25 protein-coding genes and 2 pseudogenes are annotated in these 25,345 nt (G+C 70.5%); 17 read left to right on the top strand and 10 right to left on the bottom strand.

The window, feature by feature from the left end; genetic code table 11:
* Nucleotides 1-129: 129 nt before the first annotated feature.
* The 3 genes and pseudogenes from RM1_RS07290 to RM1_RS07280 form a co-directional block, all read left to right on the top strand.
* A pseudogene (locus RM1_RS07290) lies at nt 130-360 on the top strand (LuxR C-terminal-related transcriptional regulator); the annotation flags it as partial.
* 25 nt (nt 361-385) lie between these two features.
* Entirely contained in the window at nt 386-1,567 is a 1,182-nt protein-coding gene (locus RM1_RS07285) for a sensor histidine kinase (RefSeq protein WP_083576578.1), read from the top strand.
* Nucleotides 1,564-2,631, top strand: coding sequence for a DUF8320 family protein (locus tag RM1_RS07280; protein ID WP_072750746.1), 1,068 nt, complete (start codon nt 1,564-1,566; stop codon nt 2,629-2,631). The genes RM1_RS07285 and RM1_RS07280 overlap by 4 nt, the downstream gene beginning before the upstream one ends.
* A gap of 34 nt (nt 2,632-2,665) precedes the next feature.
* On the opposite strand, the gene RM1_RS07275 is transcribed toward RM1_RS07280, so the two are convergent.
* Nucleotides 2,666-3,427, bottom strand: coding sequence for an SDR family NAD(P)-dependent oxidoreductase (locus RM1_RS07275; protein WP_072750670.1), 762 nt, complete (start codon nt 3,425-3,427; stop codon nt 2,666-2,668).
* Between the two features lie 139 nt (nt 3,428-3,566).
* On the opposite strand from RM1_RS07275, the gene RM1_RS07270 reads away from it, so the two are divergent.
* Together RM1_RS07270 and RM1_RS07265 are read left to right on the top strand one after the other, a co-directional pair.
* Nucleotides 3,567-4,289: a FadR/GntR family transcriptional regulator gene (locus tag RM1_RS07270; RefSeq protein WP_072750669.1), complete on the top strand. Its 723-nt coding sequence runs from the start codon at nt 3,567-3,569 to the stop codon at nt 4,287-4,289.
* Nucleotides 4,286-4,966, top strand: coding sequence for a sterol desaturase family protein (locus RM1_RS07265; protein ID WP_072750668.1), 681 nt, complete (start codon nt 4,286-4,288; stop codon nt 4,964-4,966). Before RM1_RS07270 ends, RM1_RS07265 begins: the two co-directional genes overlap by 4 nt.
* Here RM1_RS07265 and RM1_RS07260 read toward each other — a convergent pair.
* Nucleotides 4,963-5,421, bottom strand: a complete 459-nt coding sequence (locus tag RM1_RS07260; RefSeq protein ID WP_072750667.1) for a hypothetical protein — start codon at nt 5,419-5,421, stop codon at nt 4,963-4,965. The two genes, RM1_RS07265 and RM1_RS07260, sit on opposite strands and share 4 nt — an antisense overlap.
* Before the next feature lie 62 nt (nt 5,422-5,483).
* On the opposite strand from RM1_RS07260, the pseudogene RM1_RS26085 reads away from it, so the two are divergent.
* Nucleotides 5,484-5,570: pseudogene (locus RM1_RS26085) on the top strand (IS5/IS1182 family transposase); the annotation flags it as partial.
* Between the two features lie 32 nt (nt 5,571-5,602).
* On the opposite strand, the gene kstD reads toward RM1_RS26085, so the two are convergent.
* The 3 genes from kstD to RM1_RS07240 all read right to left on the bottom strand — a co-directional run bounded on the left by kstD (nt 5,603) and on the right by RM1_RS07240 (nt 9,016).
* Nucleotides 5,603-7,318, bottom strand: coding sequence for a 3-oxosteroid 1-dehydrogenase (gene kstD, locus RM1_RS07250; protein WP_072750666.1), 1,716 nt, complete (start codon nt 7,316-7,318; stop codon nt 5,603-5,605).
* 46 nt (nt 7,319-7,364) lie between these two features.
* A complete protein-coding gene (locus RM1_RS07245; protein WP_072750665.1) occupies nt 7,365-7,985 on the bottom strand; it encodes a TetR/AcrR family transcriptional regulator in 621 nt (206 codons plus the stop codon).
* A 179-nt stretch (nt 7,986-8,164) separates the two neighbouring features.
* The gene (locus RM1_RS07240) at nt 8,165-9,016 is read right to left on the bottom strand and encodes a helix-turn-helix transcriptional regulator (RefSeq protein WP_072750744.1); all 852 of its coding nucleotides are present in this window, start codon (nt 9,014-9,016) and stop codon (nt 8,165-8,167) included.
* A gap of 95 nt (nt 9,017-9,111) precedes the next feature.
* On the opposite strand from RM1_RS07240, the gene RM1_RS07235 reads away from it, so the two are divergent.
* From RM1_RS07235 to RM1_RS07190, 10 genes are all read left to right on the top strand, one after another.
* Nucleotides 9,112-10,728, top strand: a complete 1,617-nt coding sequence (locus RM1_RS07235) for a long-chain-fatty-acid--CoA ligase (RefSeq protein WP_072750664.1) — start codon at nt 9,112-9,114, stop codon at nt 10,726-10,728.
* A 48-nt stretch (nt 10,729-10,776) separates the two neighbouring features.
* Nucleotides 10,777-11,628 carry a 3-hydroxybutyryl-CoA dehydrogenase gene (locus RM1_RS07230; RefSeq protein ID WP_027503663.1) on the top strand — a complete coding sequence of 284 codons (852 nt, stop codon included), beginning with the start codon at nt 10,777-10,779 and terminating at the stop codon, nt 11,626-11,628.
* Nucleotides 11,629-11,712: 84 nt separating this feature from the next.
* Nucleotides 11,713-12,387 carry a hypothetical protein gene (locus RM1_RS07225; protein WP_072750663.1) on the top strand — a complete coding sequence of 225 codons (675 nt, stop codon included), beginning with the start codon at nt 11,713-11,715 and terminating at the stop codon, nt 12,385-12,387.
* A gap of 18 nt (nt 12,388-12,405) precedes the next feature.
* Nucleotides 12,406-13,863 carry an MFS transporter gene (locus RM1_RS07220; protein WP_072750662.1) on the top strand — a complete coding sequence of 486 codons (1,458 nt, stop codon included), beginning with the start codon at nt 12,406-12,408 and terminating at the stop codon, nt 13,861-13,863.
* 109 nt (nt 13,864-13,972) lie between these two features.
* On the top strand, nt 13,973-14,380 hold the full coding sequence (locus RM1_RS07215) for a hypothetical protein (RefSeq protein WP_143069472.1): 408 nt from the start codon (nt 13,973-13,975) through the stop codon (nt 14,378-14,380).
* Nucleotides 14,381-14,464: 84 nt separating this feature from the next.
* Nucleotides 14,465-15,244 (top strand): VOC family protein, encoded by a 780-nt coding sequence (locus RM1_RS07210; RefSeq protein ID WP_072750660.1) that lies wholly within the window; start codon nt 14,465-14,467, stop codon nt 15,242-15,244.
* 18 nt (nt 15,245-15,262) lie between these two features.
* Nucleotides 15,263-15,868, top strand: coding sequence for a TIGR03086 family metal-binding protein (locus RM1_RS07205; protein WP_072750659.1), 606 nt, complete (start codon nt 15,263-15,265; stop codon nt 15,866-15,868).
* Nucleotides 15,849-17,564, top strand: coding sequence for a dihydroxy-acid dehydratase (gene ilvD / locus RM1_RS07200; RefSeq protein ID WP_072750658.1), 1,716 nt, complete (start codon nt 15,849-15,851; stop codon nt 17,562-17,564). Before RM1_RS07205 ends, ilvD begins: the two co-directional genes overlap by 20 nt.
* Nucleotides 17,557-18,597 carry an adenylate/guanylate cyclase domain-containing protein gene (locus RM1_RS07195; protein ID WP_072750657.1) on the top strand — a complete coding sequence of 347 codons (1,041 nt, stop codon included), beginning with the start codon at nt 17,557-17,559 and terminating at the stop codon, nt 18,595-18,597. Before ilvD ends, RM1_RS07195 begins: the two co-directional genes overlap by 8 nt.
* A 69-nt stretch (nt 18,598-18,666) precedes the next feature.
* On the top strand, nt 18,667-19,323 hold the full coding sequence (locus RM1_RS07190) for a GNAT family N-acetyltransferase (protein WP_072750656.1): 657 nt from the start codon (nt 18,667-18,669) through the stop codon (nt 19,321-19,323).
* A gap of 25 nt (nt 19,324-19,348) precedes the next feature.
* Here the strand turns inward: RM1_RS07190 and RM1_RS07185 are convergent, their stop codons facing one another.
* The 5 genes from RM1_RS07185 to RM1_RS07165 all read right to left on the bottom strand — a co-directional run bounded on the left by RM1_RS07185 (nt 19,349) and on the right by RM1_RS07165 (nt 23,681).
* Complete coding sequence (locus RM1_RS07185; protein WP_072750655.1) at nt 19,349-20,083, bottom strand: oxygen-binding di-iron domain-containing protein; 735 nt, start codon at nt 20,081-20,083, stop codon at nt 19,349-19,351.
* 75 nt (nt 20,084-20,158) lie between these two features.
* The gene (locus tag RM1_RS07180) at nt 20,159-21,331 is read right to left on the bottom strand and encodes an acyl-CoA dehydrogenase family protein (RefSeq protein WP_072750654.1); all 1,173 of its coding nucleotides are present in this window, start codon (nt 21,329-21,331) and stop codon (nt 20,159-20,161) included.
* A 45-nt stretch (nt 21,332-21,376) separates the two neighbouring features.
* A complete protein-coding gene (locus RM1_RS07175) occupies nt 21,377-22,213 on the bottom strand; it encodes a translation initiation factor (RefSeq protein ID WP_072750653.1) in 837 nt (278 codons plus the stop codon).
* A 6-nt stretch (nt 22,214-22,219) separates the two neighbouring features.
* The gene (locus tag RM1_RS07170) at nt 22,220-22,873 is read right to left on the bottom strand and encodes a chymotrypsin family serine protease (RefSeq protein WP_072750652.1); all 654 of its coding nucleotides are present in this window, start codon (nt 22,871-22,873) and stop codon (nt 22,220-22,222) included.
* A gap of 145 nt (nt 22,874-23,018) precedes the next feature.
* Nucleotides 23,019-23,681, bottom strand: a complete 663-nt coding sequence (locus RM1_RS07165) for a TetR/AcrR family transcriptional regulator (protein ID WP_072750651.1) — start codon at nt 23,679-23,681, stop codon at nt 23,019-23,021.
* A gap of 83 nt (nt 23,682-23,764) precedes the next feature.
* On the opposite strand from RM1_RS07165, the gene RM1_RS07160 reads away from it, so the two are divergent.
* Nucleotides 23,765-25,339, top strand: a complete 1,575-nt coding sequence (locus RM1_RS07160; protein WP_072750650.1) for an MFS transporter — start codon at nt 23,765-23,767, stop codon at nt 25,337-25,339.
* Nucleotides 25,340-25,345: the final 6 nt, after the last annotated feature.

Raw genomic sequence — 25,345 nt, 5'->3', positions numbered from 1 at the left:
GGAGGGCCCGCTACGAGGGGTCGGGCCCTCGGCCAGCCGCGTACGTCCGGGGGTCGTGACATGAGAGCCGCAGTCGAGGAACAGCACCACCATGCGCATGCCCCTGCGGCGCGACAGGAACCGCGCACCCTGCGCCGCCCGGCGCTGTCGCCGCGCGAGGTCGAGGTACTGCTCCGGTGGCTGCAGTGCGACTCCAAGAACACCGTCGCCGCCGACCTGTACCTGTCCGTCGGCACCGTCAACACCCATCTCGCCCGCATCCGTGCCAAGTACAACCAGGTCGGTCGGTCCGCTCCGACCAAGGCCGCGCTCGTCGCCCGCGCCGTGCAGGACGAGTTGATCTCGCTCGACGAACTGTGATGCCGCCACGGCGGGAACCACGCGAATGACGGTGCACGGCAGCTCGATCGACAGTGCCGAGGCCAGGATCATCCGGAGTTTCGCCCGCTTCCTCAGCGCGGGCGCACTGTTCTTCGGTGTGCTGCTCATCCCCTCGATCGTCGCCCAGTCCCGGGTGCTCGCGCCGTGGTGGACGCCGCTCGCCGTGACGATCGTCTTCGGTCCGCTGCTCGCCCTGTGGCCGGCCAGCTTCGCCCCGGACCTGCGGTGGATCCACCGAATGGGTGCGCTCGCCGCGGGCACCTACCTGGTCGCCGGGCTCGGCTGGCTGGTTGCGTTGCAGGGCTCGCTCTCGCCGACCCGCGACGTATGGCTGTCGACCTTCCCCGGCCTGGTGACCATGGCCGCGGCCCTCGGCTGGCGTCCGGCGCCGAGCGTGCTCTACCTCGTGGTCAGCGCCTGCCTGGCGGAGGAACTCCGTCACGTCTCCCGGGAGGCTCCTACGGGTTCGCTGCTGCTGGACACCTTCAATCTCGTGATGTTCTGCAGCCTTTTCGTCCTCGCGACGATCACCGCGGTGGAGACCGGTCGCACCCTCGACCGCGCCGTCGTCACCGCGCGACGTCAGTCCGCCGCGACCGCCGCGATCGCGGCAACGGACGTGGAGCGCAAGCGGTTCGACGCGCTCATCCACGACCGGGTCATGTCGACACTGCTCGGCATCTCCCGGCACGGGAACACCGAGCACCTCAGCGAACAGTCCGGCATAGCGCTGCACGAACTCGATCGGCTACGGACCAGCGACGCCGCCACCGAGGACCTCGAGATCGACGCGGCGGTCGCGATGATCCGCACCGCCCTCGTCGACGTCGACGGGGGAATCCCCATCGACGTCGAGGTCCGGATCGCGTCCCTGATCGTCCCGAGGGAGGCGGTCCGCGCGATCGCCACCGCCGCGGCCGAGGCGCTGCGGAACAGCTTGCGGCACGCCGACCATCCGGATCGCGCCGCCGACCGGTTGGTGGTCGTCGACGTGGCCGCGCCGGGCCTGCGGGTGATGGTCGCCGACAACGGGCGCGGCTTCGACCCGGACCGTGTCCCGCCGTACCGCCTGGGGATCGGCGTGAGCATCCGGGCGCGGATGGCCGCGGTCGCCGGCTGCAGCTCGGAGATCCGGTCGGCCCCCGAGCGCGGCACCCAGGTGACACTGCGGTGGGCGGCGGCATGACCGGCACCCCGTCGCGCGACGTGCGCGAGCTGCTCGGCATGGACCGCCCGGCCGCGCGGGTGGTCGTCGCGCTGTTCTGCCTGAGCTTCACCCTGCGTGCGCTCACCGACCTCGACGGGGTGCGGCGCGTGTGGCCCATCGTGTTGGCGGCCGCCCTGCTGACGGCCGCGGCGGTGGTGATCATCGCGGTTCCCGGCGACCCCCTGCCGAGGGCTCACACCCTGGCCCTGACCGCCGTCGGACCGATCGCGTGCGCGCTGGTGCTGTGGCAGCTGCCGGTGCCTGGCTGGACCATCGACGACACCTGGCAATTGCGCGCGGTGACCGCGGTGCTCACGTATATGTCGGTGCGCGGCAGGGCTTTTCACGCATGCGCCGGCGCGGTCCTGATGGTCCTCACCTGCGGGATCTGGAGCGAGGCGACCGGTCAGGGCTGGGCCACCGGGATCCGGCTGGAGTCTCTGAACCTGGCGCCGGTGCTGATGTCGGTGATCTTCGCCGTCACCGTCCGGCCCATCGGGTACGCGGTGTTCAGGCTACGCGAGCAGGAGTCCGAGCGGGCCGCGGACGAGGCGACGACCCAGGCCGTGCTGCGCGAACGCGATACCCAGCTCACCCGGTTGGACCTGCTGGCCCGGCCGCTCCTCGAGCGGTCCGCCACCGGGGGCGAGTTCGACGCCGGGTCCCGGGTCGAATGCGGACTCGTGGAAGAGCGGTTGCGCGACACCCTCCGCGCCCCGGTGCTCGCGGCCGACGAGGGTGTCAGCCGCGCCGTGGAATCGGCCAGGAGGCGCGGGGCCAAGGTGATCCTCCTCGACGACGGCGGACTGCGCGACGGACCGGAAGCCCTGGTGTCGCAACTGCACTCCACGGTGATCGACGTCATGGACGAGGCCACGGGCGGGACGGTGACCGCCCGCATCCTGCCCGAGGGGCGCGCGACCGCGGCCACCATCCTGTCCGAGGACGGCGCGCACGTCGGACGCGTCGAGCTCGGTCACGACGGCCGGGTGCGGACCGAGACGACACACGACGGCCTGCGCGACACCGTTCCGCAGCGGTGATGCGGTGTGACCCGGGCACCGCGCCGCGGCCCGATCAGGTGATCGTGAGTCCGCCGTCGACCGGGATGGTCTGCCCGGTGACATAGGCGGCCGCGTCCGAGGCGAGCCAGACGAGGGTGGCGGCGAGCTCCTCCGGGTCACCGATCCGGCCGAGGACCAACCGCGGCCCCATGCTGTCGAGGTAGCCGTCCTGGTAGGAATCGGTCATCTCCGACTTGAAGAAGCCGGGCGCGATCGCGTTCACCCGGATGCCCCTTCTGGTGCCCCACTGCTGGGCCAGGTCGCGGGTCAGTCCGATCAGCCCCGCCTTGCTCGCGGCGTACGCGGCCTGCGGCAACCCCGCGGTGGTCAGGCCGAGGACGCTGGAGATGTTGATGATGGCCGAACCCGGCGTCATCACCCGGCCACAGGCCTGCGCCGCCCAGTAGGCGCCGTTGAGGTTGATGTCGATCACCTGCCGGAACTGCTCCGGGGTCTCCCGCGTCGCGGGGTGCGCCGTACCGATCCCGGCGTTGTTCACCAGCACGTCCACCCGACCGAAGCGCTCCATGGCGGCATCGATCATGTGCTGGGCCTGATCCGGATCGGCGACATCGGTCGACACACACAGCGCCTCCCGGCCGGTGTTGCGCACCAGCTCGGCCGTCTGCTCGAGCTTGTCGACACGACGGGCCGCGAGCACGACGTCGGCGCCTGCCTCCGCGCAGGCGACCGCGAAGGCCACACCCAATCCCGACGAGGCCCCGGTCACGACGACGACCTTGTTGTCCAGCCTGAACCTGTCCAGGATCCCCATCACGTTCTCCTTCTGAGTGATTCTAAGCGAGCGCTTAGTTTAGGGCATCGGCGAGACCACCGCGAGGCCCGGGACGCCGGCGATTGGTAACTGGTCTTACCACTTGACCACTGACCAATTACGGCCTAGCGTCGGTCACATGACCTTCGAGCCGATCGTGCGGCAGTCCGCGTCAGGAGCCGTGTTCGAACAGATCACCGCCCGCGTCCTCGGCGGCGAGCTCGCCGTGGGCGATTCGCTACCGAGCGAGCGCCACCTCGCGGAGGCGCTCGGGGTCTCGCGGCCCGCAGTCCGGGAGGCGCTGCAGAAGCTGGCCCACTCCGGCCTCGTCGAGGTGCGGCAGGGAGATTCGACCTCGGTCAGGGACTTCCGGCGCCACGGCGGCCCCGAACTGCTGCCGAGGCTCCTCATCCGTGACGGGCAGCCCGACTGGGCCGTGGTGCGCAGCGTCCTCGAGGCCCGCACCATGATCGGCGCCCAGGTCGCCCGGTTGGCGGCCGCCCGGTCGGGGGCCGAACTCGTCGCACAGATGCGGGATGCGGTGCACGCACTCGACACGGACGCCGACCCCGTCGCGATGCAGCGGCACGCACTGGCCTTCTGGGAATGCGTCGTAGACGGCGCCGACTCCATCGCCTTCCGCCTGATCTTCAACAGCCTGCGCCAGGCCTACGAACCCACCATGGCCGCCCTCGGCGAGGTGATGAAAGCCGAAGTGGGCCAAACGGATGCGTACATCCACCTCACCGACGCCATCGCCGCGCGGGACGAGGAGGCCGCGGAGCGCCTGGCCGTCGAGCTCCTGGAACTGGGCACCACCGCGATCAGCACCATCATCGACAGCCTGGAGGGAACGAGATGAGTACGGCCACACGACCCGCGCGCGGCAGGAAGCCCGTCGATCTACGCACCGCCGCAACGGAATTCTGGCGACACCCCTCCCCCTGGATGATCTCGGCGATCCTGGTGGCCGCCCTGGGCGGCCGCCTCGTGGTCGGCGACTGGCAACTGAGCGACGCCGTGCTGCCGGTCGTCATGCTTGCCGCGTTCCCGTTCGTCGAGTGGACCATCCACGTCTGCATCCTGCACTGGCGACCGAAGACCGTCGCGGGCCTTACGCTCGACTCCCTGCTCGCCAGGAGCCATCGCGAGCACCATGCGGACCCGCGCGACGTGCCACTGATCTTCATCCCCTGGCAGACCCTGGTCTGGCTGATCCCGACGCTGGCCGTGCTGGCGGCACTCGCCTTCCCGCGACCGGGCCTCGCCCTGACCTTCCTCACCGTGATCGGTGCGATCGGACTCGTGTACGAGTGGACGCACTACCTGATCCACAGCGACTACCGCCCGAAGTCCCGTGTCTACCATGCGATCTGGCTCAACCACCGCCAGCACCACTACAAGAACGAGCACTACTGGTTCACCGTGACCACCTCCGGCACCGCCGACCGGGTCCTGCGCACCTACCCGGATGCCAAGCAGGTGCCGACCTCACCCACCGCGAAGAACCTGCACTCCGGCGCCGGAACCGGCGGCTAGGGCGCGCGCTGCTTGAGCACCTGCGGCGCGATCGGGGCCGCGGGCCACAGGCGCAGGTGATAGCGGTCGTCGCCCTCGAGCCCGTCTTCCGACAGGGTGTCGAGCCCGCCGTAGTACACGCGCACGCGGTAGCTTCCGGGCGCGATCGGGATGCGGGCTGCATCGGGCAAGTAGTCGGTGCAGCCGGCGATCACCAGCTTGTCGCCCCGGACCTGGAGGCTGCATTCGGTCGCATGGTCCCAGTCCGCGAGGTCGAGCGCAGGCTCGGCATCGAGAAGCTCGACCGTGACCGGGACGTCCATGTTGCGCGCAGTGCCCACGCCCACCGCGCCGTCGCCCACGGCCAGCATGCGCGCGACCGCTTCGTCGGTCCAGGCGTCGGACAGGTCCCCGTCGGTGGCCTCGTCCTGCAAGTAGAACTGGAAGTAGTCGGCAAAAAGCTCGTAGCGGTGCATGCTGAGAGGATACGAAACGGACAGGCCCGGGGGATCTGTCGAATTGCACGAACCTGCGCACTGAGCCTGTCGATCACGCGCTCGGACGGTCTCGCGGTGGACTCGGCACCAGCATCCACCGACTCTCCGACGGCAACGGTCGACCACTGGTGCTGCGATCACGCGGGTTAGGAGACATGCCCTAGGCCGTGCCCCCTGGCGAGCGGTCCACGGCATCGAGGGCCGCGAGGTAGCCGAACACGATCGCGGGTCCGATGGTCGCGCCTGGACCGGCGTAGGTGTGGCCCATGACGGGCGAACTGGTATTGCCCGCGGCGTAGAGCCCCTCGATGATCGACCCGTCCTCGCGCAGCGCCCGGCCGGCGCTGTCGGTGTTGACGCCGCCCTTGGTTCCCAGGTCTCCCGGCACCATCTTCGCGGCGTAGAACGGCGCCTTGGTCAGCTCGCCGAGGCTGGGATTGGGCTTGTTGGTGATGTCGCCGTAGTAGTGGTCGTACCTGCTCTCCCCGCGGTGGAAGTCGGGATCGGTGCCAGTACGCGCGTTGGCGTTGAACCGCTCGATCGTCTCCGTGAGGGCGTGCTCGGGCACGCCGATCTCGAGCGCCAACTCGGCGATGGTCCCGGCGGTGACGATCGCGCCCGATCGCAGCCAGGATCGGGGTAGCGGCCTGCGGGCGGGGACACCGGCGAACAGATACCGATTCCGGTAGGTCTGGTCGAAGATCAGCCACGCCGGGAGGTTCTCGGCCGGACCGTCGCCCTGCCCGTACGGACCGCCGAACATCGCATGGGTCGCTTCGACATACGGAAGGGACTCGTTCATGAACCGCTGCCCCCGGTCGTTGACCATGAGGCTGCGCGGCAGCGACCGCTCGGCGAGGGCGAACCACGGTCCCTTCGGCAGCGGGATGGACGGGGCCCACCAGGCGTCGTCCATGTAGGAGATCGCCGCGCCCGACTCGAGCGCGGCGGTGATCCCGTCGCCGGTGTTGGTGGGGGCGCCCATGGTCCATTCCGGACTGCTGGGTGCCCGGTGATACTTCTCCCGCATCGCACCGTTGTTGTCGAATCCGCCGCACGCCAGCACGACCCCGCGGCGAGCGAGCAGGCGCGATCGGGTTCCGCCGTGCTCGACGACCACACCGGCCACCCGGTCTCCGTCGGTGATCAGGTCCGTCATCGCCGTGTCGAGCCGCACGGGCACGCCCGCGTCGCGCACGCCGATCATCAACTGCGACATCAGGGCCGGGCCGAGCCCGAGCAGCTTCTGTCGGCGTGCCTTGGCCAGCATCGACCGAGCACCCACCTTCAGCATCCGCGCAGGTCCGCGCCAGCTTCGCAGGCCGGTGCTGAGCCACCGATAGTCGGACTGCTGGACGACGACGTTGAGAGGCGCCTTCATGTAGGGCGGGTGCAGGGTGGCCAGGTCCTCGTCCGCCAGGGCGCGCGCATCGAACGGAGCAGGCTCGCACGAACGCCCGGTGGCGCGGCCTCCCGGCGCCTCCGGAAAGTAGTCGGAGTAGTCCCGCACCCATTCGAGATCGAGCGCCGAGTTGTCGATCAGGAAGTCCAGGGCCTCGGGCCCGTGATCCACATACGCGGCAATGCGATCCGCGTCGGCGTCCTCCCCCACGATGCTCGTCAGGTACGCGCTCGCCGCCTCGCTGTCGTCGGCGGGCGCCTGGCCGCGCAACACCGAATTGCCCGGTATCCACACCCCGCCGCCCGACCGGGCGGACGAGCCGCCCCAGAACTGCGACTTCTCCACGATCACCGTGGTGAGCCCGTGCCTCGCCGCGGTGATGGCCGCGGCCATCCCCGCCGCACCCGACCCCACCACGACCAGGTCGACGACCTCGTCCGCGCCGCCGGACATGTTTTCGGTCGACTGTGTCATTTCGCCACCCCCGAGTACTTGTTCGTCGGAATCATCATGCGAATCATCAGCTTTCGACTCCCTTGCCCTCATTGCCATCCGCCATGCCCCATCGGGGGTGCAGCACCGCATCGAGCGCCCCCTCGACGCAGACCGGGAGCGATGCCCCGCGGTTGCGTGGACTGCGAATCCACTGGCGGTAGCCGAACTCCGCGGCGGCGAGCATCAGGTGCACGAGAAGACCTGGGCGACTGTCGACCTCGGGATCGCGCCCCATTCGCTGTGCGACGAGCTCGACGAGCCTGGCCCGGTGCTCGGGCGCGATCAGCGTGACGCGATCCATCAGGTGGGGCGCGGTCCGGAAGGCCGCACGCCAGCGATCGATCTCCGATGCGCCGAGGGTGGTCGAGCGCGACAGGATCGCCCGCGCCAGCGCCACGTCGGCCGGCTCGGATTCCGGCCGCTGTTCCACGAGCGCCACGATGCCTGCACCACCTTCGTGCACCGGCTCCAGCAGCAGGTCTTCCTTGCTGCGCACGTGACGGAAGTACGTACTCGGCGACACCCCCGCGGCCGCCGCGATCTGTTCGGTCGTCACGGCATCGAAGCCGTCCCTGGCGAACAGCTCGAACGCGGCGCGCTGGAGGTCCGCACGGACCTGGAGCCGCTGCCTCTCACGAAGCGACATGGACAACGCCTTTCTCCCACACCGAAACCGGCCCGACCGCGCCGAGGCGATACATGCGATTGAATCGCCGATTGACAGCATCTACGAATGTGACAGTTTCTGTCAAGAACGGAGATGCTCTCGTGCCCGGGCTCGAACGGTTCATCGGAAAGCGCGCCTCACGGATCGGAGGGCGCTCGTCAGGGCAGCAGCCCCCGGCGCCTGGCCTCGACAACGGCCTCGTGGCGGCTGCCCACCTCGAGCTTGGCCATCAGGTTGCGCATGTAGGTCTTCACCGTCTCGACACTGAGCGAGAGGCGATCGGCGATCTCCGCGTTGCGGCAGCCGAGCGCGACATACGAGAGCACGTCGAACTCGCGCGCGGACAGTGTCACCGACGGATCCGCACCGCCTGCGGTCAGCGACCGCAGGGTCTCCTCGACCGCGCGCAGCTGCGCGCCGAGCGCCTCGTCGGCGACCCTTCCTGCGAGGTCGCGCAGCGCGAGGTAGCTCTCGATGATCCGCTCGGACGCCGCCGCGCCGCGTCGGTGCGCCCCCGGCCCCGCACCTGCGTTGGCGAGCATCGTGACGCGGCGGTCCACCTCGTCGCGGATCTCGATCTCCCGCGCCAGCCGGGTCGCGGACCGCATCACCTCGCCCGCCATCACGTCGCCGATCGGTTGTCTCGATCGCAGGCCTCCGTAGATCGCCGCCCGCGTGGCACCGCGCACGACGACCGGGACCGCGAGCAGGGACTCGATGCCCTCCCTGGCGACCTGGACGTCGTAGTCGTGGGTGATGTGGCTGGAGTTGAAGTAGTCGGCGGCGGCCTCGGGACGCTGCTCGGCCATGGCGCGGCCGCCCAGCCCACAGCGGGCGTCGATCACCAGGCCACGCAACACCGCGCTGCGGGTCCCCGCGAACCCGGACAGTCGCATCCGGCCGTTCTCGACGGCGCCTGCGAACAGGACGGGGAAGGGCGTGCGACCGCGCAGGAGCCGCAGCTCACCGCGCAGCGCGTCCTCGTCGCTCGGTCTCATCACGTCGTTCATCAGCACATACCCACTTTGTAGGGTAGCGGCCGCGCGCGAGTGGGCCATAGCGTCGTCGGCAACCGTCTGTAAGCCCCGTCACACGAGGTAGCCGCATGCCCACCACCCCGACCGCCAACCACTCCGAGCTCAGCCCGCTGCGCTTCCTGGAACGCTCGGCGGCGGTCTTCCCCGACCGCACCGCGATCATCCACGGCCACCGGCACTACACCTACCGGGAGTTCGCGGCGGAGGTCGAGCAGCTCGCGCACGCGCTGCGCGAGCGGATCGACCCCGGCGACCGGGTCGCCTACCTCTCGCCGAACACCCCTGAACTGCTGATGGCGCATTTCGCGGTGCCGCTGGCCGGGGGTGTGCTGATCGCGCTGAACTCGAGGCTGGCCGGGCCCGAGCTCGAATACATCCTCGAGCACTCCGGCACCCGCATCCTGTTCGTCGACTCGGAGTTCCTCGGCTCGGTCACCACAGTCCGCGACCTGGTCTCGTCGGTGCAGGAGATCGTCGAGATCCCCGACTCCACCATCACCGTCACCGACCCGGTGACCGGCGTCGCCACCGCCCTCTACGACGACTTCCTGCGCACCGTCGACGGCGTGCAGGAGCCGCTGGTGTGGGGCGTCGACGACGAGCAGCGGATCATCGCGATCAACTACACCTCGGGGACCACGGGAAAACCCAAGGGCGTCATGTACTCACACCGCGGGGCCTACCTGAACTCCTTCGGCGAGACCTTCCACAACGGGTTCACCGGTGACACCAAGTACCTGTGGACGCTGCCGATGTTCCACTGCAACGGGTGGTGCACGCCATGGGCTGTCACCGCGGCAGGCGGCACCCACGTGTGCCTGCGCGCGGTGCGGGCCGACGCCATCTGGGATGCGATCGACACGCTCGGCATCACCAACCTGTGCGGCGCGCCGACCGTGTGCTCGACCATCGCCGACGCGCCGCAGGCGCACCCCCTTGCGACCCCGCTGCGGATCACCACCGCGGGGGCTCCCCCGTCCCCGACGGTGATCGGGCAGCTCGAGACGCTCGGCGCGACGGTCGTGCACGTCTACGGCCTCACCGAGGTGTACGGGCCGTACACGATCTGCGAGTACCAGGAGTCCTGGGACGAGTGCTCGCCCGAGGAACGCGCGGTGCTGATCTCGCGGCAGGGCGTCGGCATGCTGCAGGCCGAGACGGCACGCGTCGTCGATCCGCAGATGCGCGACGTGCCTGCCGACGGCGAGACGATGGGCGAGATCGTGCTGCGCGGCAACAACGTGATGCTCGGCTACTACCGGGACCCCGAGGCCACCGCGGAGGCCTTCGCGGGCGGCTGGTTCCACACCGGCGACCTCGGCGTCATGCACCCGGACGGCTACATCCAGCTCAAGGACCGGGCCAAGGACATCATCATCTCCGGCGGCGAGAACATCTCCACCGTCGAGGTGGAGCAGGCCATCGTCTCGCACCCGGCGGTCGCCGACGTCGCGGTCGTGGGGGTGCCCGACGAGAAGTGGGGTGAGCGGCCCAAGGCATTCGTGCTGCTCAGGCCCGGCGCCGAGGCGACAGTGGACCAGCTCGTCGCGCACACCCGCGGCCTGCTCGCCGGCTACAAGGTGCCGAGGGACATCGCCTTCGCGACGGACCTACCGCGCACCCCGACCGGGAAGATCCTCAAGTACCAGCTGCGGTCCGGCGCCGAGGCCGCTACCCGCGGGTAGCAGAATGACCCCCGAGACAAGACGACCGACACGCGTTTGGAGATGACAGTGGAGCTAGTCGGAGTGATCGGTGGCGGCACCATGGGTGCCGGCATCGCAGAGGTGTGCGCCAAGGCCGGGAGCTCGGTTCTCGTCCTGGAGACCAAGCAGGAGTTCGCGGACGCCGCCCAGGCCAGGATCGCGACGTCGATCGGCCGTGGCGTCGCCAAGGGCAAGATCACCCAGGAGGAGGCGGACGCCGCGATCGCGCGGGTGCGCGTGACCCTCGACATCGAGGAGTTCGCGGACCGCGACCTGGTCATCGAGGCCGCCCCCGAGATCGAGTCGCTGAAGTACGAGATCTTCGGCAAGCTCGACAAGATCGTCAAGCCGTCCGGCATCCTGGCGACCAACACCTCCTCGATCCCCGTCATCAAGGTCGCGGGCGCCACCCAGCGCCCCGAGCAGGTCGTCGGCGTGCACTTCTTCAACCCGGTGCCGGTGATGCCGCTGGTGGAGATCATCTCCACGCTGGTGACCTCCCCCGAGGCCGCCAAGGCGGTCACCGACTACGCCAAGGACACCCTGCGCAAGACCACCGTGCAGGCCGGGGACCGCTCGGGCTTCATCGTCAACGCGCTGCTCATCCCGTACCTCACGTCGGCGATCCGGATGCTCGAGTCCGGCTACGCCACCGCCGAGGACATCGACGCGGCCATGAAGGGCGGCTGCGGCTACCCGATGGGCCCGCTCACGCTGCTCGACACCGTCGGCCTCGACGTCACGCTGGCCGCGGCGGAGTCGCTGTACGCCGAGTTCGCCGAGCCGCACTACGCCCCGCCCGCGCTGCTGCGCCGGATGGTCGAGGCCGGTCGCCTCGGCAAGAAGTCGGGCCGCGGCTTCTACGATTACAGCAAGTAGGCGCTTCGCGCCTGTGCGCGGTTGACGAGTCCCCTGGACTCATCAACCGCGCACGGGCGGCGCAGCCGCCCGAGGGAGGCAACGATGACTCTGCTGATACCCAGCCGATTCAACGGCCCGGACAACTCCGGCAACGGCGGCTACGTCGCCGGCCTGCTCGCCGCCACCCTCGACCCGGGACCGGTCACCGTCTCGCTGCGCCGGCCGCCGCCGCTCGACACCCCGATGGATGTGGCCACCGCGGACGGTCGCTCCGTTGCGCAGGACGCCGACGGCGCCATCGTCGAGGCCCGGCTCGCCGCCCGAGGGGAGGAGCTGCCGCGGGTGCTCGCGGTCGACCTGCCCGCCGCGCGGGCGGCGGCCGAGCGGTTCCCCGGCCACGTCGCTCACCCGTTCCCGCGCTGCTTCGTGTGCGGCAGCGCCCGCGACCGCGGCGACGGCCTGCGGCTGTTCTCCGGGCCGCTCGGCGACGGGCGCTCCGCGTGCGTCTGGCACGTCGAGCCCGACATCGCCGGGCAGCCGGAGTTCGTGTGGGCCGCACTCGACTGCCCCGGCGCGTGGACCGCACACGACAAGATGCCGATGGTGCTCGGCTCGATCACCGGGCTGGTCTCGACGCTGCCCGAACCCGACGAGGACTGCGTCGTCCTCGGCGAGTTCCTCGGCACCGAACGTCGCAAGGTGTGGACCGCGACCACCGCGTACGGGTCGGACGGCCGCGAACTCGGCCGCGCACACGCCACGTGGATCACGATCTAGCGGCGTAGCGTTCGGCGCATGGACGCGCTGGGTGCGACGGTCCGCCTGCGCTCGACCAAGGGCCGCTGGGTGGTGCTCGCGACGGTCCTCGGCTCCGCGCTGGCCATGCTCGACGCGACCGTCGTCAACATCGCGTTGCCGCGGATCGGCGAGGACCTCGACACCGACGTCGCCGGCCTGCAGTGGGTGCTGAGCGGGTACACCCTCACCCTGGCCTCCCTGATCCTGTTGGCGGGCGCGCTCGGCGACCGCCTCGGCAGGCGCAAGATGTTCATCTGGGGCACCGTCTGGTTCGCCGCCTCCTCGCTGCTCTGCGGGCTGGCGCCGAGCATCGAACTGCTGGTGCTGGCCCGGATCCTGCAGGGTGTCGGGGCCGCCCTGCTGACCCCGGGCAGCCTGGCGCTGCTGTCCGCCGCCATCGACCCCGACGACCGCGGCGCGGCGATCGGGCTGTGGTCCGGGCTCGGCGGTGTCGCGGGCGCGGTCGGTCCGCTGCTCGGCGGCTGGATCGTCGAGGTGTCGAGCTGGCGGGTGGTGTTCCTGATCAACCTCCCGCTCGCGGCCGCGGTGGTGTGGGTCGCCGCGCGGCACGTGCCGGAGAGCCGCGACCCGCACGCCCACGGCCGGCTCGACGTGCTGGGCGCCGCGCTCGCCGCCCTCGCCCTCGGCGCGCTGACCTACGGCCTGATCGGCGGGCAGTGGGCCGCCGTCGTAGTCGGGCTGCTGCTGTTCGCGGCGTTCGTCGTCGTCGAGCGGCGCTCCGGCAATCCGCTGGTCCCGCCCGCGCTGTTCCGCTCGCGGGTGTTCGTCGCCGCGAACCTGGTGACCCTGGCGGTGTACGCCGCCCTCGGCGGGGTGTTCTTCCTCCTCGTGCTGGAGCTCCAGCTCGCGGCCGGCTACTCGCCGCTGGCCTCCGGCCTCGCCACCCTGCCCATCACCGGCCTGATGCTGGTGCTCTCGTCGCGGGCGGGCCGCTTCGCCCAGCACCACGGGCCGCGCCTGTTGATGACGGTCGGGCCGCTGCTCGCCGCGACGGGCCTGCTGCTGATGCTGCGGATCGGCCCAGGCGCCTCGTACCTGACCGACGTGCTGCCCGGCGTCCTCATGTTCGGGCTCGGGCTGTCGGCGCTGGTGGCGCCGCTGACCGCCGCGGTGCTCACCTCGGTGTCGACCGACAGGGCCGGGATCGCGTCGGGGGTGAACAACGCGGTCGCGCGCAGCAGCCAGCTGCTCGCGGTCGCGGCGCTGCCGGGGCTGGCCGGGATCGCGGGCACGGGCTTCGCCGATCCGGAGGCCTTCTCGCACGGATTCGACATCGCGATGCTGATCTGCGCGGGCCTGCTGGTGATCGGCGCGGCGCTGGCCGCGGCGATGATCCCGGCGGGGGTCCCCGCGGTGGTCGACGAGGAATCCGTGGCCTGCCGCCCGCACTGCGACATCTCGGCCCCCGCCGTGCAGCCCGGCCGGAGGCCGTGACGCATGCCCGGTTCATCTGGGCGTCCGCCGATCGTGGAGGATTCGCGACGCCGTGATCGCGAGCACGATCACACCCAGTCCGGTCCGACCAGAAAAGAGTCCCCACCCGATGCCCCGTCACCGCCGAATCCCCACCCTCGCCGTGACCGCCGCCTGTGCGGTCGCGTTGTCCGCCTGCAGCACCGCCGACGTGACGGACGCCGCGGCACAGCTGTCGGCGCGCGCACAACAAGCCGTCGACGGCTCCGTCGCCGCCCGCGATGTGTTGAGCGCCGAGAACGGCATGGCGGCCGCAGCCGCGGCCTGCGAGCTGTACGCCGGATGGGAGGGCATGAACGCCGACGTGCGGTCCGCGCTCGCCCCGGTGGTCACCGACCAGCTCGAGCGGTACACGACCGACGGCGACCCGGTGGTGGCATCGGTCGTGCAGCTGACGATCGCCCTCGTCGGCGGCGGCGCGGTCGACGCGAACCAGACACTGGTGGCCCAGCTGCAGGAGTCGTGCCGGGCACTCTGACACCGTTCGGTCTTCCCAAACGACACCACGGCTGGAAGCGTGGTCGGTGAGCTTCGAACCATCTGTGAAACCAGAGGAGCAGACATGCCGACTCGTTCGAGCTACAAGCAGGGAACCCCGAGCTGGGTCGACCTGTCCACCACCGACCCCGAGGCCGCGAAGGCGTTCTACGCCGGGCTCTTCGGCTGGGAGTTCGAGGACATGCCGACCGCCGAGGGTGGCATCTACTCGATGGCGAAGCTGCGCGGCGAGTACGTCGCCGCGGCCTCCGCGATGCCGCCCGATGTCCCGGAGGACCTGCCGCCGGTGTGGAATACCTACCTTGCGGTCGACGATGTCGACGCGGCCACCGCGCGGGTGACCGCCGCGGGCGGCCGGGTGTTGGCCGGCCCCTTCGACATCGACCCGTCGGGCCGGATGGCGTTCGTCGTCGACCCGGTCGGCGCCGCGGTCGGCCTGTGGCAGGCAGGCACCCACATCGGTGCGGGACTCGTCAACGAGGCGGGCACGCTGATCTGGAACGAGCTGATCACCGCCGCGCCGGACGAGGCGCTCCCGTTCTACGAGGCCGTGCTCGGCCTCACCGGGACGACCACGGACATGGAGGGCGGGCAGTACACGGTGCTCCAGGTCGGCGAGGATCAGGTCGGCGGCTGCGCCCGGCCCCGGGTGCCGGGTATCCCCGCCCACTGGCACATTTACTTCGCCACCGAGAACGCCGACGACACCGTCGCGGCGATCAGGGCGTCCGGCGGCAAGGTCCTGGCCGAGCCGTTCGACGTGCCCGAGGTCGGCCGGATGGCCGTGGTGTCGGACCCACAGGGGGCGGTCTTCAGCGTGATCCAGCCACCGGCCGGACAGTGAGAACCCGAGGAGCCTGACATGGCGCTGGGATGGCTGGAACTGCAACGCCGCTCCCACGTCGAGTTCGGGACCCGCATCGAGGCGGTCACCGACTGGTCCGCCCCGACCCCCGACAGCGACTGGGACACCGAGCAATTGGTGCGGCACGTGATCGCCGAGCAGCAGTGGGTGCCGCCGCTGCTCGGTGGGCTCACCGTCGCGAAGGCGCAGGCGCACGTGCACCCGCTCGGCGACGACCTCGTCGCGGAGTGGCGGCGCTACTCGGGGCTGGCGACCGCGGCGTGGGCCGTGGCTCCGCCCGCCACCGAGGTGCACCTCTCGTACGGCACAGTGGCCCTCGAGCGGTACCTGCGCGAGCAGGTGTTCGACGTGACCGTGCACAGCTGGGACCTGGCCAGGGCGGCAGGCCTCGACGAGGACCTAGACCCCGAGCTGGTCGCCGCGGTCTGGGAGGAGGCCGAGGCGCAGCGCGAGATGCTGAGTGCCAGTGGACTGTTCGCACCTCCCGTCGCGGTGCCGAACGACGCGCCGCTGCAGGTGCGCCTGCTGGCCCTCACGGGGCGCGATGCCCGTTCCGTGCCAACACCGGACCGACCGGAGGATGATGATGAGCGTGCCCACTGACCCGAACGCCCCCGACATCAAGCCCCGCAGCCGCGACGTCACCGACGGCCTCGAGAAGACCGCCGCGCGCGGCATGCTGCGGGCGGTCGGCATGGGCGATGCCGACTGGGGCAAGTCGCAGATCGGGGTGGCGTCCTCGTGGAACGAGATCACCCCCTGCAACCTCTCGCTCGACAGGCTCGCCAAGGCATGCAAGGACGGCGTGTTCGCGGGCGGCGGCTATCCCCTCGAGTTCGGCACCATCTCGGTCTCGGACGGCATCTCGATGGGTCACGAGGGCATGCACTTCTCGCTGGTCTCCCGCGAGGTCATCGCCGACAGCGTCGAGACGGTGATGCAGGCCGAGCGGCTCGACGGCTCGGTCCTGCTCGCCGGTTGCGACAAGTCGCTGCCGGGGATGCTGATGGCCGCGGCACGGCTCGACCTCGCCAGCGTCTTCCTCTACGCCGGCTCGATCCTGCCCGGCATCGCGAAGCTGTCGGACGGCAGCGAGCGCGAGGTGACGATCATCGACGCGTTCGAGGCGGTCGGCGCGTGCTCGCGCGGGCTGATGAGCCGCGAGGACGTGGACGCGATCGAGCGGGCCATCTGTCCCGGCGAGGGCGCCTGCGGCGGGATGTACACGGCCAACACGATGGCCAGCGCGGCAGAGGCGATGGGCATGTCGCTGCCCGGCAGCGCGGCACCGCCCGCCACCGACCGGCGACGCGACGGCTACGCCCGGCGCAGCGGCGAGGCCGTGGTCGAGCTGCTCCGACGCGGGATCACCACCTCGGACATCATCACGAAGGAATCGCTGGAGAACGCGATCGCGGTGGTGATGGCCTTCGGCGGGTCCACCAACGCGGTCCTGCACCTGCTCGCGATCGCACACGAGGCGAGCGTCGACCTGAGCCTGGACGATTTCGCCCGCGTCGGCGCCCGCGTCCCGCACCTGGCCGACGTGAAACCCTTTGGCAAGCATGTGATGACGGACATCGATCGCATCGGCGGCGTGCCGGTGATGATGAAGGCCCTGCTCGATGCGGGCCTGCTGAACGGCGACTGCATGACCGTCACCGGGCGCACGGTGGCGGAGAACCTCGCCGAGATCGCCCCGCCCGACCCCGACGGCAAGGTGGTCCGGGCGATGAGCGCACCGATCCACCCGACCGGCGGCATCACGATCCTGCGCGGGTCGCTGGCGCCCGGCGGCGCGGTGGTCAAGTCGGCCGGTTTCGAGTCCGACGTGTTCACCGGCACGGCAAGGGTTTTCGATCGTGAACGGGCCGCACTCGACGCCCTCGAGGACGGCACCATCACCTCGGGCGACGCCGTCGTGATCAGGTACGAGGGGCCAAAGGGCGGGCCCGGCATGCGGGAGATGCTCGCGATCACCGCGGCCATCAAGGGCGCGGGCCTCGGCAAGGACGTACTGCTGCTCACCGACGGCCGCTTCTCCGGCGGCACCACCGGGCTGTGCGTCGGGCACGTGGCGCCCGAGGCCGTCGACGGTGGCCCGATCGCGTTCGTGCGCGACGGCGACCAGATCCGGCTCGACGTGGCGTCGGGCAGGCTGGACGTGATGGTCGAGGAGACCGAGCTGACGCGGCGGGCGGAGGGCTGGTCGGCGCTGCCGCCTCGCTACACAAGGGGCGTGCTGGCCAAGTACTCGAAGCTGGTCGGCTCGGCGTCGCGCGGAGCCGTGTGTGGCTGAGGACACCGCGAACGGCCGCCCCACCCCGCCCGAATTCGCACTGATCCAGGCGGAGGTGGAGCGGAACCTGCTCGGCGGCGACGTCAAGTACACGCGCGCGCAGGCGACCGCGGCGGCAGGCGTGCCCCTCGAACGCGCACAACGGCTGTGGGTGGCGATGGGCTTCGCGGTGGACTCGAACCCGGACACGCCGATGTTCACCGATGTGGACGTCGACGCCCTGCGCACCATCACCTCGCTGGTCGACATGGGAATCATCGACGCCGAGCTCGAGGTGCCGGTCACCCGAGCGCTGGGACAGTCCTTCGCGCGGCTGGCGGAGTGGCAGCTCGGGCTGCTCAACAGCCACATCCTCGACCGGGTGAAACAGGCGGGCGGATCCGATCAGGCCGACGTCCTCGCCGTCGCGGCACAGGCGACCCTGGTCGCCGAACAGATGCTGCCTGCGCTGGAGAAGCTGCAGTCGTATGTGTGGCGCAGGCACCTCGCCTCCAACGCCGCACGGTTTCTCGACAGCGCGGGCGACGGCACCGACAGCCGCACCCTGGTGATCGGATTCGCGGACATGGTCGGCTACACCAGCCTGACCCGGCGCATCGACATCGATGAACTGACCCGCCTGCTCGAGGACTTCGAGTCGACCGCGATGACGGTGATCAACCAGGGGCGCGGTTGGGTGATCAAGAACCTCGGTGACGAGGTGATGTTCGCGGTCGAGGACCCCGCCGACGCCGCGCGGATCGCGCTCGCGCTGCAGGATGCCGCCCTCGCCACCGTGGACCTGCCCGCCCTCCGGGTCGGCCTGGCCATGGGCCCGGTCCTGCTGAGATTCGGTGATGTGTACGGGTCCGTGGTGAACATCGCTGCGCGCCTGACCAGTTCGGCCCGGCCCGGGGCCGTGCTGGTCGACGCCACGCTCGCCGCGGCGCTGGAGGGTGAGGACGATCTCGAGCTCAGGTCGCTGCGGTCGCTGCGTGTGCGTGGGTTCAGCCGTCTCAAGGCATACGCGCTGCGGCGAGCACACGACACCTGAGCCGGACCGTCGCCGAGCGTCAAATCTGTATTCACCGGCCCGTCACCTCTGACCTGCACACTGCGGCCCATGCCAGCAGTACGTCCCCAGGCCGCGCCCCTGCGCGGCCGGTACATCTGTCTCGAACCCCTTTCTCCCGCAGACCTTCCCGAGCTCTGTACGGCGATCGCGGACCCCCGGGTGTTCGCGGGCGGTTTCGGCGGCGGCAGCGCGGGCTACCGGCCCGACCGGGACGACTTCCTGGCCTGGGCGAGGGAGTACCTGCAGTTCGACCGCTGCAACGTCTACGGGGTCCGGGTCCGCGGTGGCGCGCACGACGGCGCCCTCGTCGGCACCACCTCCCTCGGCGACTTCGACGAGGCCACCGAATCCGCACACATCGGCTGGACCGCCTACGATCCCCGGGTCTGGGGCAGCGCGGTCAATCCCGAGGCGAAGCTCCTGCTGTTCGGGCTCGCCTTCGAGAGCGGCTTCGGCCGCGTCAAGATCCAGGCCGACGCCGCGAACGTCCGCTCGCGCTCGGCCATCGAGCGGCTGGGCGCCGTGCTCGAGGGCGTGCTCAGGCGAGACAAGCGGAGAGCGGACGGCGCCTGGCGCGACACCGCGATCTACTCGGTGCTCCGCGCGGAATGGCCGGCAGTGCGGTCCGGGCTACACGCGCGGCTCGACGCGCTCGGGGGCGAACCCATCGGGTACCGGGCCGTCGACCAGGCGCTCAGCGCCTGACCGGCCGGGCAGGGGACTGCCGCGTTCACCCCTGCCCGCGCAGTCGCTCCCCCTCCGCCTCGAGCAGCTCCTCGTAGGCCGCCGCCAGCTCCCGCAGCGCGCCTGCGCAGTCCCCGGTGTACGCGGGTCCGTGCATGAGCCCGAGGGTCCTGGGCGCTAGGTCGGCGAGCCCCCGGATGGTCGGGCCGAGGGCGGGGGTCAGCGCCGTCGGGTGCGCCATCTCCTCCCCCGCCAGCGTGGGGCCGACGATCTCGCTGTCCGTGACGGCGGGGTGCCTGCCGAACGCGGAGAACAGATCGCCGCACAGCAGCGTCGACGTCGTCTCCTCGTATACCAGGCAGGCGTCCCAGCCGTGCGGCACGTGCGGGGTGTCGATGTGACGCACGCGCCGAGCGCCCACCTCGATCACCTCGCCGTCCTGCAGCGGTCGGGGCCGCCGGTCCGCCAGATCGTCGACCTGGACAAAGCAACTCAGCGCGCCGTGTGCGACCTCCGCGTTGGGCGCGGCCGCCAGCCACGAGTTCATCGACCCGCACTCGTCGGCCTCGACGTGGCCGAACGTGATCCACCGCAGCCGCTCGAGTGGGAGCACCCGGCCGACCGCCGCGGAGGTGAAAGGGAACAGCGCGCGCTGGCCCATGTGGAACAGCAGGGGTTCGTCACCGTCGATCAGGTACTGGTTCATGACCAGGTTGGCGTCGCTGACGTAGGTCGAGAATCGGTAGACATCCGGTGCGATCTCGGTCGTCTCTGTGTCCATGTCCGGCTCCGCTCGCGTCACGGCCCCCCGACTCAGCGTGCGCGTCCGCGATGGCGAGCACAAGGCCCGCAGCGGCTACCGGAACGCCGACGCGCCTGTCAGCGCCTGCCCGATCACCAGTTGGTGCATCTCGGAGGTGCCCTCGTAGGTGAGGACCGACTCCAGGTTGTTGGCGTGCCGCAGCACCGGGTACTCGAGGGTGATGCCGTTGGCGCCGAGGATGGTCCGGCATTCGCGGGCGATCGCGATGGCCTCACGGACGCTGTTGAGCTTGCCGAGGCTCACCTGCTCCGCACGCAACTCGTGGCGATCCTTGAGCCGCCCCAGGTGCAGCGCCAGCAGCTGCCCCTTGCCGAGCTCGAGCGCCATGTCGGCCAGCTTCGCCTGGGTCAGCTGGAATGCGGCCAGCGGCTTGTCGAAGACCTCGCGGCTGCCCGCGTAGTCGATCGCGGTCTCCAGGCAGTCGCGGGCGGCTCCGAGCGCACCGAAGACGATGCCGAACCGGGCCTCGCCGAGGCAGCTGAGCGGTCCCGACAGCCCGCGCGCCTCGGGCAGCATCGCCGATTCGGGGAGCCGCACGTCCTCGAGCACGAGCTCCGCGGTGACCGAGGCCCGCAGGGACAGCTTGTGTTTGATCTCGGGGGCCGAGAATCCGGGGCTGTCCGTGGGGACCAGGAATCCGCGGATGCCGTCGTCGGTGCGCGCCCACACCACGGCGACGTCGGCGACCGATCCGTTCGTGATCCACATCTTGGTGCCGCTGAGCACCCAGTCGCCGCGGTCCCGCTTGGCGGAGGTGCGCATCCCCGCGGGGTTGGAGCCGAAGTCGGGTTCGGTCAGCCCGAAGCAGCCGAGCGCCTCCCCAGCGGCCATCCGCGGCAACCACTGCTGCTTCTGCTCCTCCGAACCGAAGCGGTGGATTGCAAACATCGCCAGCGACCCCTGCACCGACACCAGGCTCCGGACGCCCGAGTCGACGGCCTCGAGCTCCAGGCAGGCCAGTCCGTAGGCCGTCGCGCTCGTGCCTGCACAGCCGTAGCCGTCGAGGTGCATGCCGAGCAGCCCCATCCCGCCCAGCTCGGCCGCGAGCTCACGCGCAGGCAGCGTGCCCTGCTCGAACCACCCCGCGACGTGCGGCCGGATCCGCTCCGCGGCGAACCTGCGGACGGTGTCCCGGATCGCCAGCTCCTCGTCGTCGAGCAGCGAGTCGAGCGAGAACAGCTGGGAGACGCTCTGGGGCACGGACATCGAGATACCTCCGCTGCGATCAGGCGCCCGTCGGCGCTGGTTCGATCAGACGCCGTCGGCGCCGAGCGCGTCCAGCGTGCTCTGCGCCTCGGCGAGCTGCCTGCTCAGTTCCTCGACCCGCTTGGCGGCGGCATCGCGCGCCGCGGTGAGCACGGAAGCCACCGCCTGTTCGGCAGCGGGATCACCGAGCTCGCGCACCGCTCGCTCCACCGCATCGGCCGACACGGGGGCCGCGCGGCCAGGGCGCCGCTCGCCGTGGGTCACGGTGACCGTCCACTCGTTGCCCGCCTCGGCGTGCAGGGTGACGCTCACGCTCGTCGGATCCTTCGGCCGGCGTACACGTTTCGCGGGCGTGGCCGCCGGTCCGTCCTGGTGAGCCGATTCCGGCTTCGGCGCGAGCGTCATCGATGCGGGGGTCTTCGGTGCGGTCACGGGCGCCTTCGATCGGGTCGGGGTTGGTGCAGGTGCCGCGGGCTGCGCGGTCTTCGCCGGGCCTGCGGCCTTCACAGGGGCCGTCGTCGCCGGTTCAGCCTTCGCCTGTGTGGCCTTCGTCGGCGTGGCCTTCGCGGCGGCCGCCTTGGCGGGAGCAACCTTGGCGGGAGCAGCCTTGGCGCCCTTCGCCTTTGCCGGGGCCGCGGGGATCCGGGTCAGCCGGAGCTCATCGGCCTCGAACGGCAACTCGTCGTTGACGCCCTTCGGCCGCAGCATCAGCGTGGTGCCCTGCACGGAGAGCACGCGCGCGGAACAGCCCGCGGCCAGGTTCAGGCTCGGTGTGGGTTCGATCAGGTAGACGGTGGCGCGCTTCCCCGCGGCGAGTGCCTCGGTCAGCTCGATCAGGTTCTGTGCGGTGAGGCCGTCGCCGCTTCGCTTACGTGGTGGCATTCCGGGTTAGATCGGGCGATAGCCCGCGCCAACGCCACCACGGGCGTTGATGTCGGCCATGATCACATCGATATTGGTGCCGAGTTCCGGTCCGATGCATGCGAATCCCACGTAGGCGTTGACCATGCCGACCAGGGTAGTGCCCCGGACAACCGGGCTTCCGGAGTCACCCTCGATAACGCACATCTGGGTCCACGTCTCGTTGGTCTGGACCAGGTCACCCCACGTGATACCGCAGGTGTTGCCGGTGCGCAGGCCCTCCTTGCACACGATGTCCGGGAAGTTGGCCGGTGCGCCGATGCCGGTGATGGTGACGCCGCCGACCCGGTTGACCGGGACGACCTTGGCCGGGTTGAACTCGATCACCGCGTAGTCCCACTGGGTGCTCTTGCTGACCATGTGGCCGACGATGCCGGCTTCCTCGTTGTGCGAGGACGTGATTGCCATGCCCGGCTCGCCGCAGTGTCCTGCCGTGATACCGACCAGTCGACCCGCTCCGTCGTGCCCGATGGTGGTCAGCGTGCACATCGCCTCACCGCCGACGATGATCCCGGATCCACCTCCGAGCACCGCTGGACCGGCGGCCGCCGCGGGGCCGACTCCGACGAGGGCGACCATGGCCGCCACCATGGCGAATAGCACTGCGAGTCTTTTCAACATCGTCTGTCCCCTCCGGACGTCTGTCGTCGTCATGTCTCGGCCCCATCTCACCATTGATGATCGACTGGTTTTGTCGGCTGGGCCTCACGATCGAGCCGTGGGGTGCCTTCGATCATAGATCCGCGACTGCGTCGGCACCCAGCCTTTAGAGGGTGGAGGATTGTCCCGCCGACGCGCGGGCCGCCAGGAAGTCGTCGACGATCCTCGCGCAGGCCTCGGGGCCGAGCGGCCGCAGCGTCGCGAGTTTGGTGAACACCAACGGGCCGAGGAGCTGCGCCAGGGCCAGCTCGTAGTCGGTGTCCCCGAGCAGAGCCCTTGCCTCCGCGGTCGCGAAGATCCTGTCGAACGGGGTCCGGTACTGTTCGGCGATCTGGCTGCGCAACGAGCGCAGCTCCGGGCGATCGGCACCGCCCGCGCCCTCCTTGGCGGCGCGTTCGTCGAGCCCGGGCCCCATCCCGAGCCAGCACAGCGCGGTCAGCTGCATCGGTGCGGCCTCGATCAGCCGCGCCTGGTCCGTGAGCAGAGCGATGAGCTGCGCCCGCAGGTCACCGCCCTCCGGCACCGTCGCCGCAGGCGAGATCAGCCGGCCGAACGCGGCCGCGACCAGTTCGGTTCCGCTGTCGAAGTGCCGGTACAGCGTCGCGCGGGCCACCCTGGCCGCCCTGGTCACCGCGTCGATGGTGACGGCCTCGGTGCCGCCCTTGGCCAACAGCGCGGTGGCCGCGTCGAGCAGTCGCGCACGCGAGCGGACCTTGCGGGGGTCCTCGCGGGAATCGGTTTCGGCCGCCTCGGCGGGCTCGTCGCCCATGCCACCTCCAATGACTGCGGGGTTGTGGAACCGTCGGTCTTCAAACGATACTGACAGTCTTGTTTTCTCCACCGGAGGCGCTGATGAACCGTCCGACCGAGTCCGCCAGGACCAAGATGTCCGCACGAGAAGTATGGACGCTCACCGTGGTGTGCTCGGCCGTGGCGATGGTCATCGCGGCGGCGGCCGGACTGAACTCGGCGCTGCCCGCCCTCGCGCTCGACACCGGCGCCACCCAGAGCGAACTGACCTGGATCGTCGACGGCTACACCCTGACGCTGGCCGCGCTGCTGCTGCCCGCCGGGGCACTCGGCGACCGATACGGCCGTCGCGGGGTGCTGCTGGTCGGGCTGCTGATCTTCGCGGCGGCCTCCGCGCTGCCGATCTGGCTCGACTCCCCGCAGTGGCTGATCGGCTCGCGGGCGATCGCGGGGATCGGCGCGGCACTGGTGATGCCCGCGACCCTGTCCCTGCTGACCGCGAGCTTCCCGCCCGAGCAGCGGTCCCGCGGCGTCGCGATCTGGGCGGGCGTCGCGGCGTCCGGCGGCATCGCGGGTCTGTTGGTGTCCGGCCTGCTGCTCGAGAAATGGCAGTGGCAGTCGATCTTCGTCGGGTTCGCCGCGGCCGCGGTCGCCCTGTTCGCGATCGCCTGGACGGTGCCCTCGTCGCGCGAAGAGGACTCGCCGCCGTTCGACCTACTCGGCGCGGTGCTCGCCGTCGCGGCCGTGGGACTGGTCGTGCTCGGCCTGCTCGAGGGTCCGGCCCGCGGCTGGCTCGACCCCGTCGTGCTGCTCGCGGTGGTCGGCGGGCTGCTCGCGGCTGTCGCGTTCGCGATCGTCGAGATGCGACGCGCGCATCCCCTGCTCGACGTCCGACTGTTCGGCGTGCGCGGGTTCGGCGCTGGTGCGGCCTCACTGACCCTGCAGTTCCTCGCCTCCTTCGGATTGTTCTTCCTGGTCATCCAGTACATGCAGCTCGTGCTCGGCTACAGCCCGTTGCAGGCCGGAATCGCACTGGCGCCCATGGTCGTTCCGATGGTCGCGGTCTCCGCGATCACGCCGTGGCTGATCCCGAGGGTCGGCCAGCGCGCGCTGGCACTGTGCGGACTTGCGCTGGCCGGGGTCGGCCTGATCCTGCTCGGCGGGCTGGACATCGACGGCGGGTACGGCCAGGCGGTGGTGGCGTTGCTGATGTTCAGCGCCGGCCTCGGTCTGTGCTCGGCGCCTGCCACCACCTCGATCATGGAGAACACGCCGGACGACAAGCAGGGCGTCGCCTCCGCGGTCAACGACACCGCGCGCGAGATCGGCGCGGCGATCGGCATCGCGGTGGCGGGCAGCCTGCTCGCCGCCACCTACACCCGCGAGATCGCTCCCGCCGTCGCCGCGGTGCCGGAGGTCGCCAAGGAGCCGGTCGGGGCGTCACTGGCTTCGGCGCTCGAGGTCGCCAAACGTGCTGGCCCGCAAGGCGAGCAGCTCGCCGATTTCGCTCGCGACGCCTTCATGGCCGGAATGTCGCACTCGTCGTATGTCCTGGCCGCGGTGATGCTGGTGTCGGCGGTGCTCGTCGGCGTCTGGGCACCGGGACGCGTGCGGACCGCAGGAACCGATGCCGAGGCGGCACCGACGGAGCTGGTCGCGGCGGCCGAACCCGAGTGATCCGGC

It is taken from the genome of Rhodococcus maanshanensis NBRC 100610, from assembly GCF_001894865.1.
GTDB classification, from domain to species: domain Bacteria; phylum Actinomycetota; class Actinomycetes; order Mycobacteriales; family Mycobacteriaceae; genus Rhodococcus_G; species Rhodococcus_G maanshanensis.
The sequence above is the reverse complement of the archived record's forward strand: the minus strand, read 5'-3'. Positions and strand labels throughout refer to the sequence as shown.

Excerpts from the sequence above, each read along its gene's own strand:
- RM1_RS07285 (WP_083576578.1), top strand. The coding sequence starts at position 386 with ATGACGGTGCACGGCAGCTCGATCGACAGTGCCGAGGCCAGGATCATC.
- RM1_RS07280 (WP_072750746.1), top strand. The coding sequence starts at position 1,564 with ATGACCGGCACCCCGTCGCGCGACGTGCGCGAGCTGCTCGGCATGGAC.
- RM1_RS07275 (WP_072750670.1), bottom strand. The coding sequence starts at position 3,427 with ATGGGGATCCTGGACAGGTTCAGGCTGGACAACAAGGTCGTCGTCGTG.
- RM1_RS07270 (WP_072750669.1), top strand. The coding sequence starts at position 3,567 with ATGACCTTCGAGCCGATCGTGCGGCAGTCCGCGTCAGGAGCCGTGTTC.
- RM1_RS07265 (WP_072750668.1), top strand. The coding sequence starts at position 4,286 with ATGAGTACGGCCACACGACCCGCGCGCGGCAGGAAGCCCGTCGATCTA.
- RM1_RS07260 (WP_072750667.1), bottom strand. The coding sequence starts at position 5,421 with ATGCACCGCTACGAGCTTTTTGCCGACTACTTCCAGTTCTACTTGCAG.
- kstD (WP_072750666.1), bottom strand. The coding sequence starts at position 7,318 with ATGACACAGTCGACCGAAAACATGTCCGGCGGCGCGGACGAGGTCGTC.
- RM1_RS07245 (WP_072750665.1), bottom strand. The coding sequence starts at position 7,985 with ATGTCGCTTCGTGAGAGGCAGCGGCTCCAGGTCCGTGCGGACCTCCAG.
- RM1_RS07240 (WP_072750744.1), bottom strand. The coding sequence starts at position 9,016 with ATGAACGACGTGATGAGACCGAGCGACGAGGACGCGCTGCGCGGTGAG.
- RM1_RS07235 (WP_072750664.1), top strand. The coding sequence starts at position 9,112 with ATGCCCACCACCCCGACCGCCAACCACTCCGAGCTCAGCCCGCTGCGC.
- RM1_RS07225 (WP_072750663.1), top strand. The coding sequence starts at position 11,713 with ATGACTCTGCTGATACCCAGCCGATTCAACGGCCCGGACAACTCCGGC.
- RM1_RS07220 (WP_072750662.1), top strand. The coding sequence starts at position 12,406 with ATGGACGCGCTGGGTGCGACGGTCCGCCTGCGCTCGACCAAGGGCCGC.
- RM1_RS07215 (WP_143069472.1), top strand. The coding sequence starts at position 13,973 with ATGCCCCGTCACCGCCGAATCCCCACCCTCGCCGTGACCGCCGCCTGT.
- RM1_RS07210 (WP_072750660.1), top strand. The coding sequence starts at position 14,465 with ATGCCGACTCGTTCGAGCTACAAGCAGGGAACCCCGAGCTGGGTCGAC.
- RM1_RS07205 (WP_072750659.1), top strand. The coding sequence starts at position 15,263 with ATGGCGCTGGGATGGCTGGAACTGCAACGCCGCTCCCACGTCGAGTTC.
- ilvD (WP_072750658.1), top strand. The coding sequence starts at position 15,849 with ATGATGAGCGTGCCCACTGACCCGAACGCCCCCGACATCAAGCCCCGC.
- RM1_RS07190 (WP_072750656.1), top strand. The coding sequence starts at position 18,667 with ATGCCAGCAGTACGTCCCCAGGCCGCGCCCCTGCGCGGCCGGTACATC.
- RM1_RS07185 (WP_072750655.1), bottom strand. The coding sequence starts at position 20,083 with ATGGACACAGAGACGACCGAGATCGCACCGGATGTCTACCGATTCTCG.
- RM1_RS07180 (WP_072750654.1), bottom strand. The coding sequence starts at position 21,331 with ATGTCCGTGCCCCAGAGCGTCTCCCAGCTGTTCTCGCTCGACTCGCTG.
- RM1_RS07175 (WP_072750653.1), bottom strand. The coding sequence starts at position 22,213 with ATGCCACCACGTAAGCGAAGCGGCGACGGCCTCACCGCACAGAACCTG.
- RM1_RS07170 (WP_072750652.1), bottom strand. The coding sequence starts at position 22,873 with ATGTTGAAAAGACTCGCAGTGCTATTCGCCATGGTGGCGGCCATGGTC.
- RM1_RS07165 (WP_072750651.1), bottom strand. The coding sequence starts at position 23,681 with ATGGGCGACGAGCCCGCCGAGGCGGCCGAAACCGATTCCCGCGAGGAC.
- RM1_RS07160 (WP_072750650.1), top strand. The coding sequence starts at position 23,765 with ATGAACCGTCCGACCGAGTCCGCCAGGACCAAGATGTCCGCACGAGAA.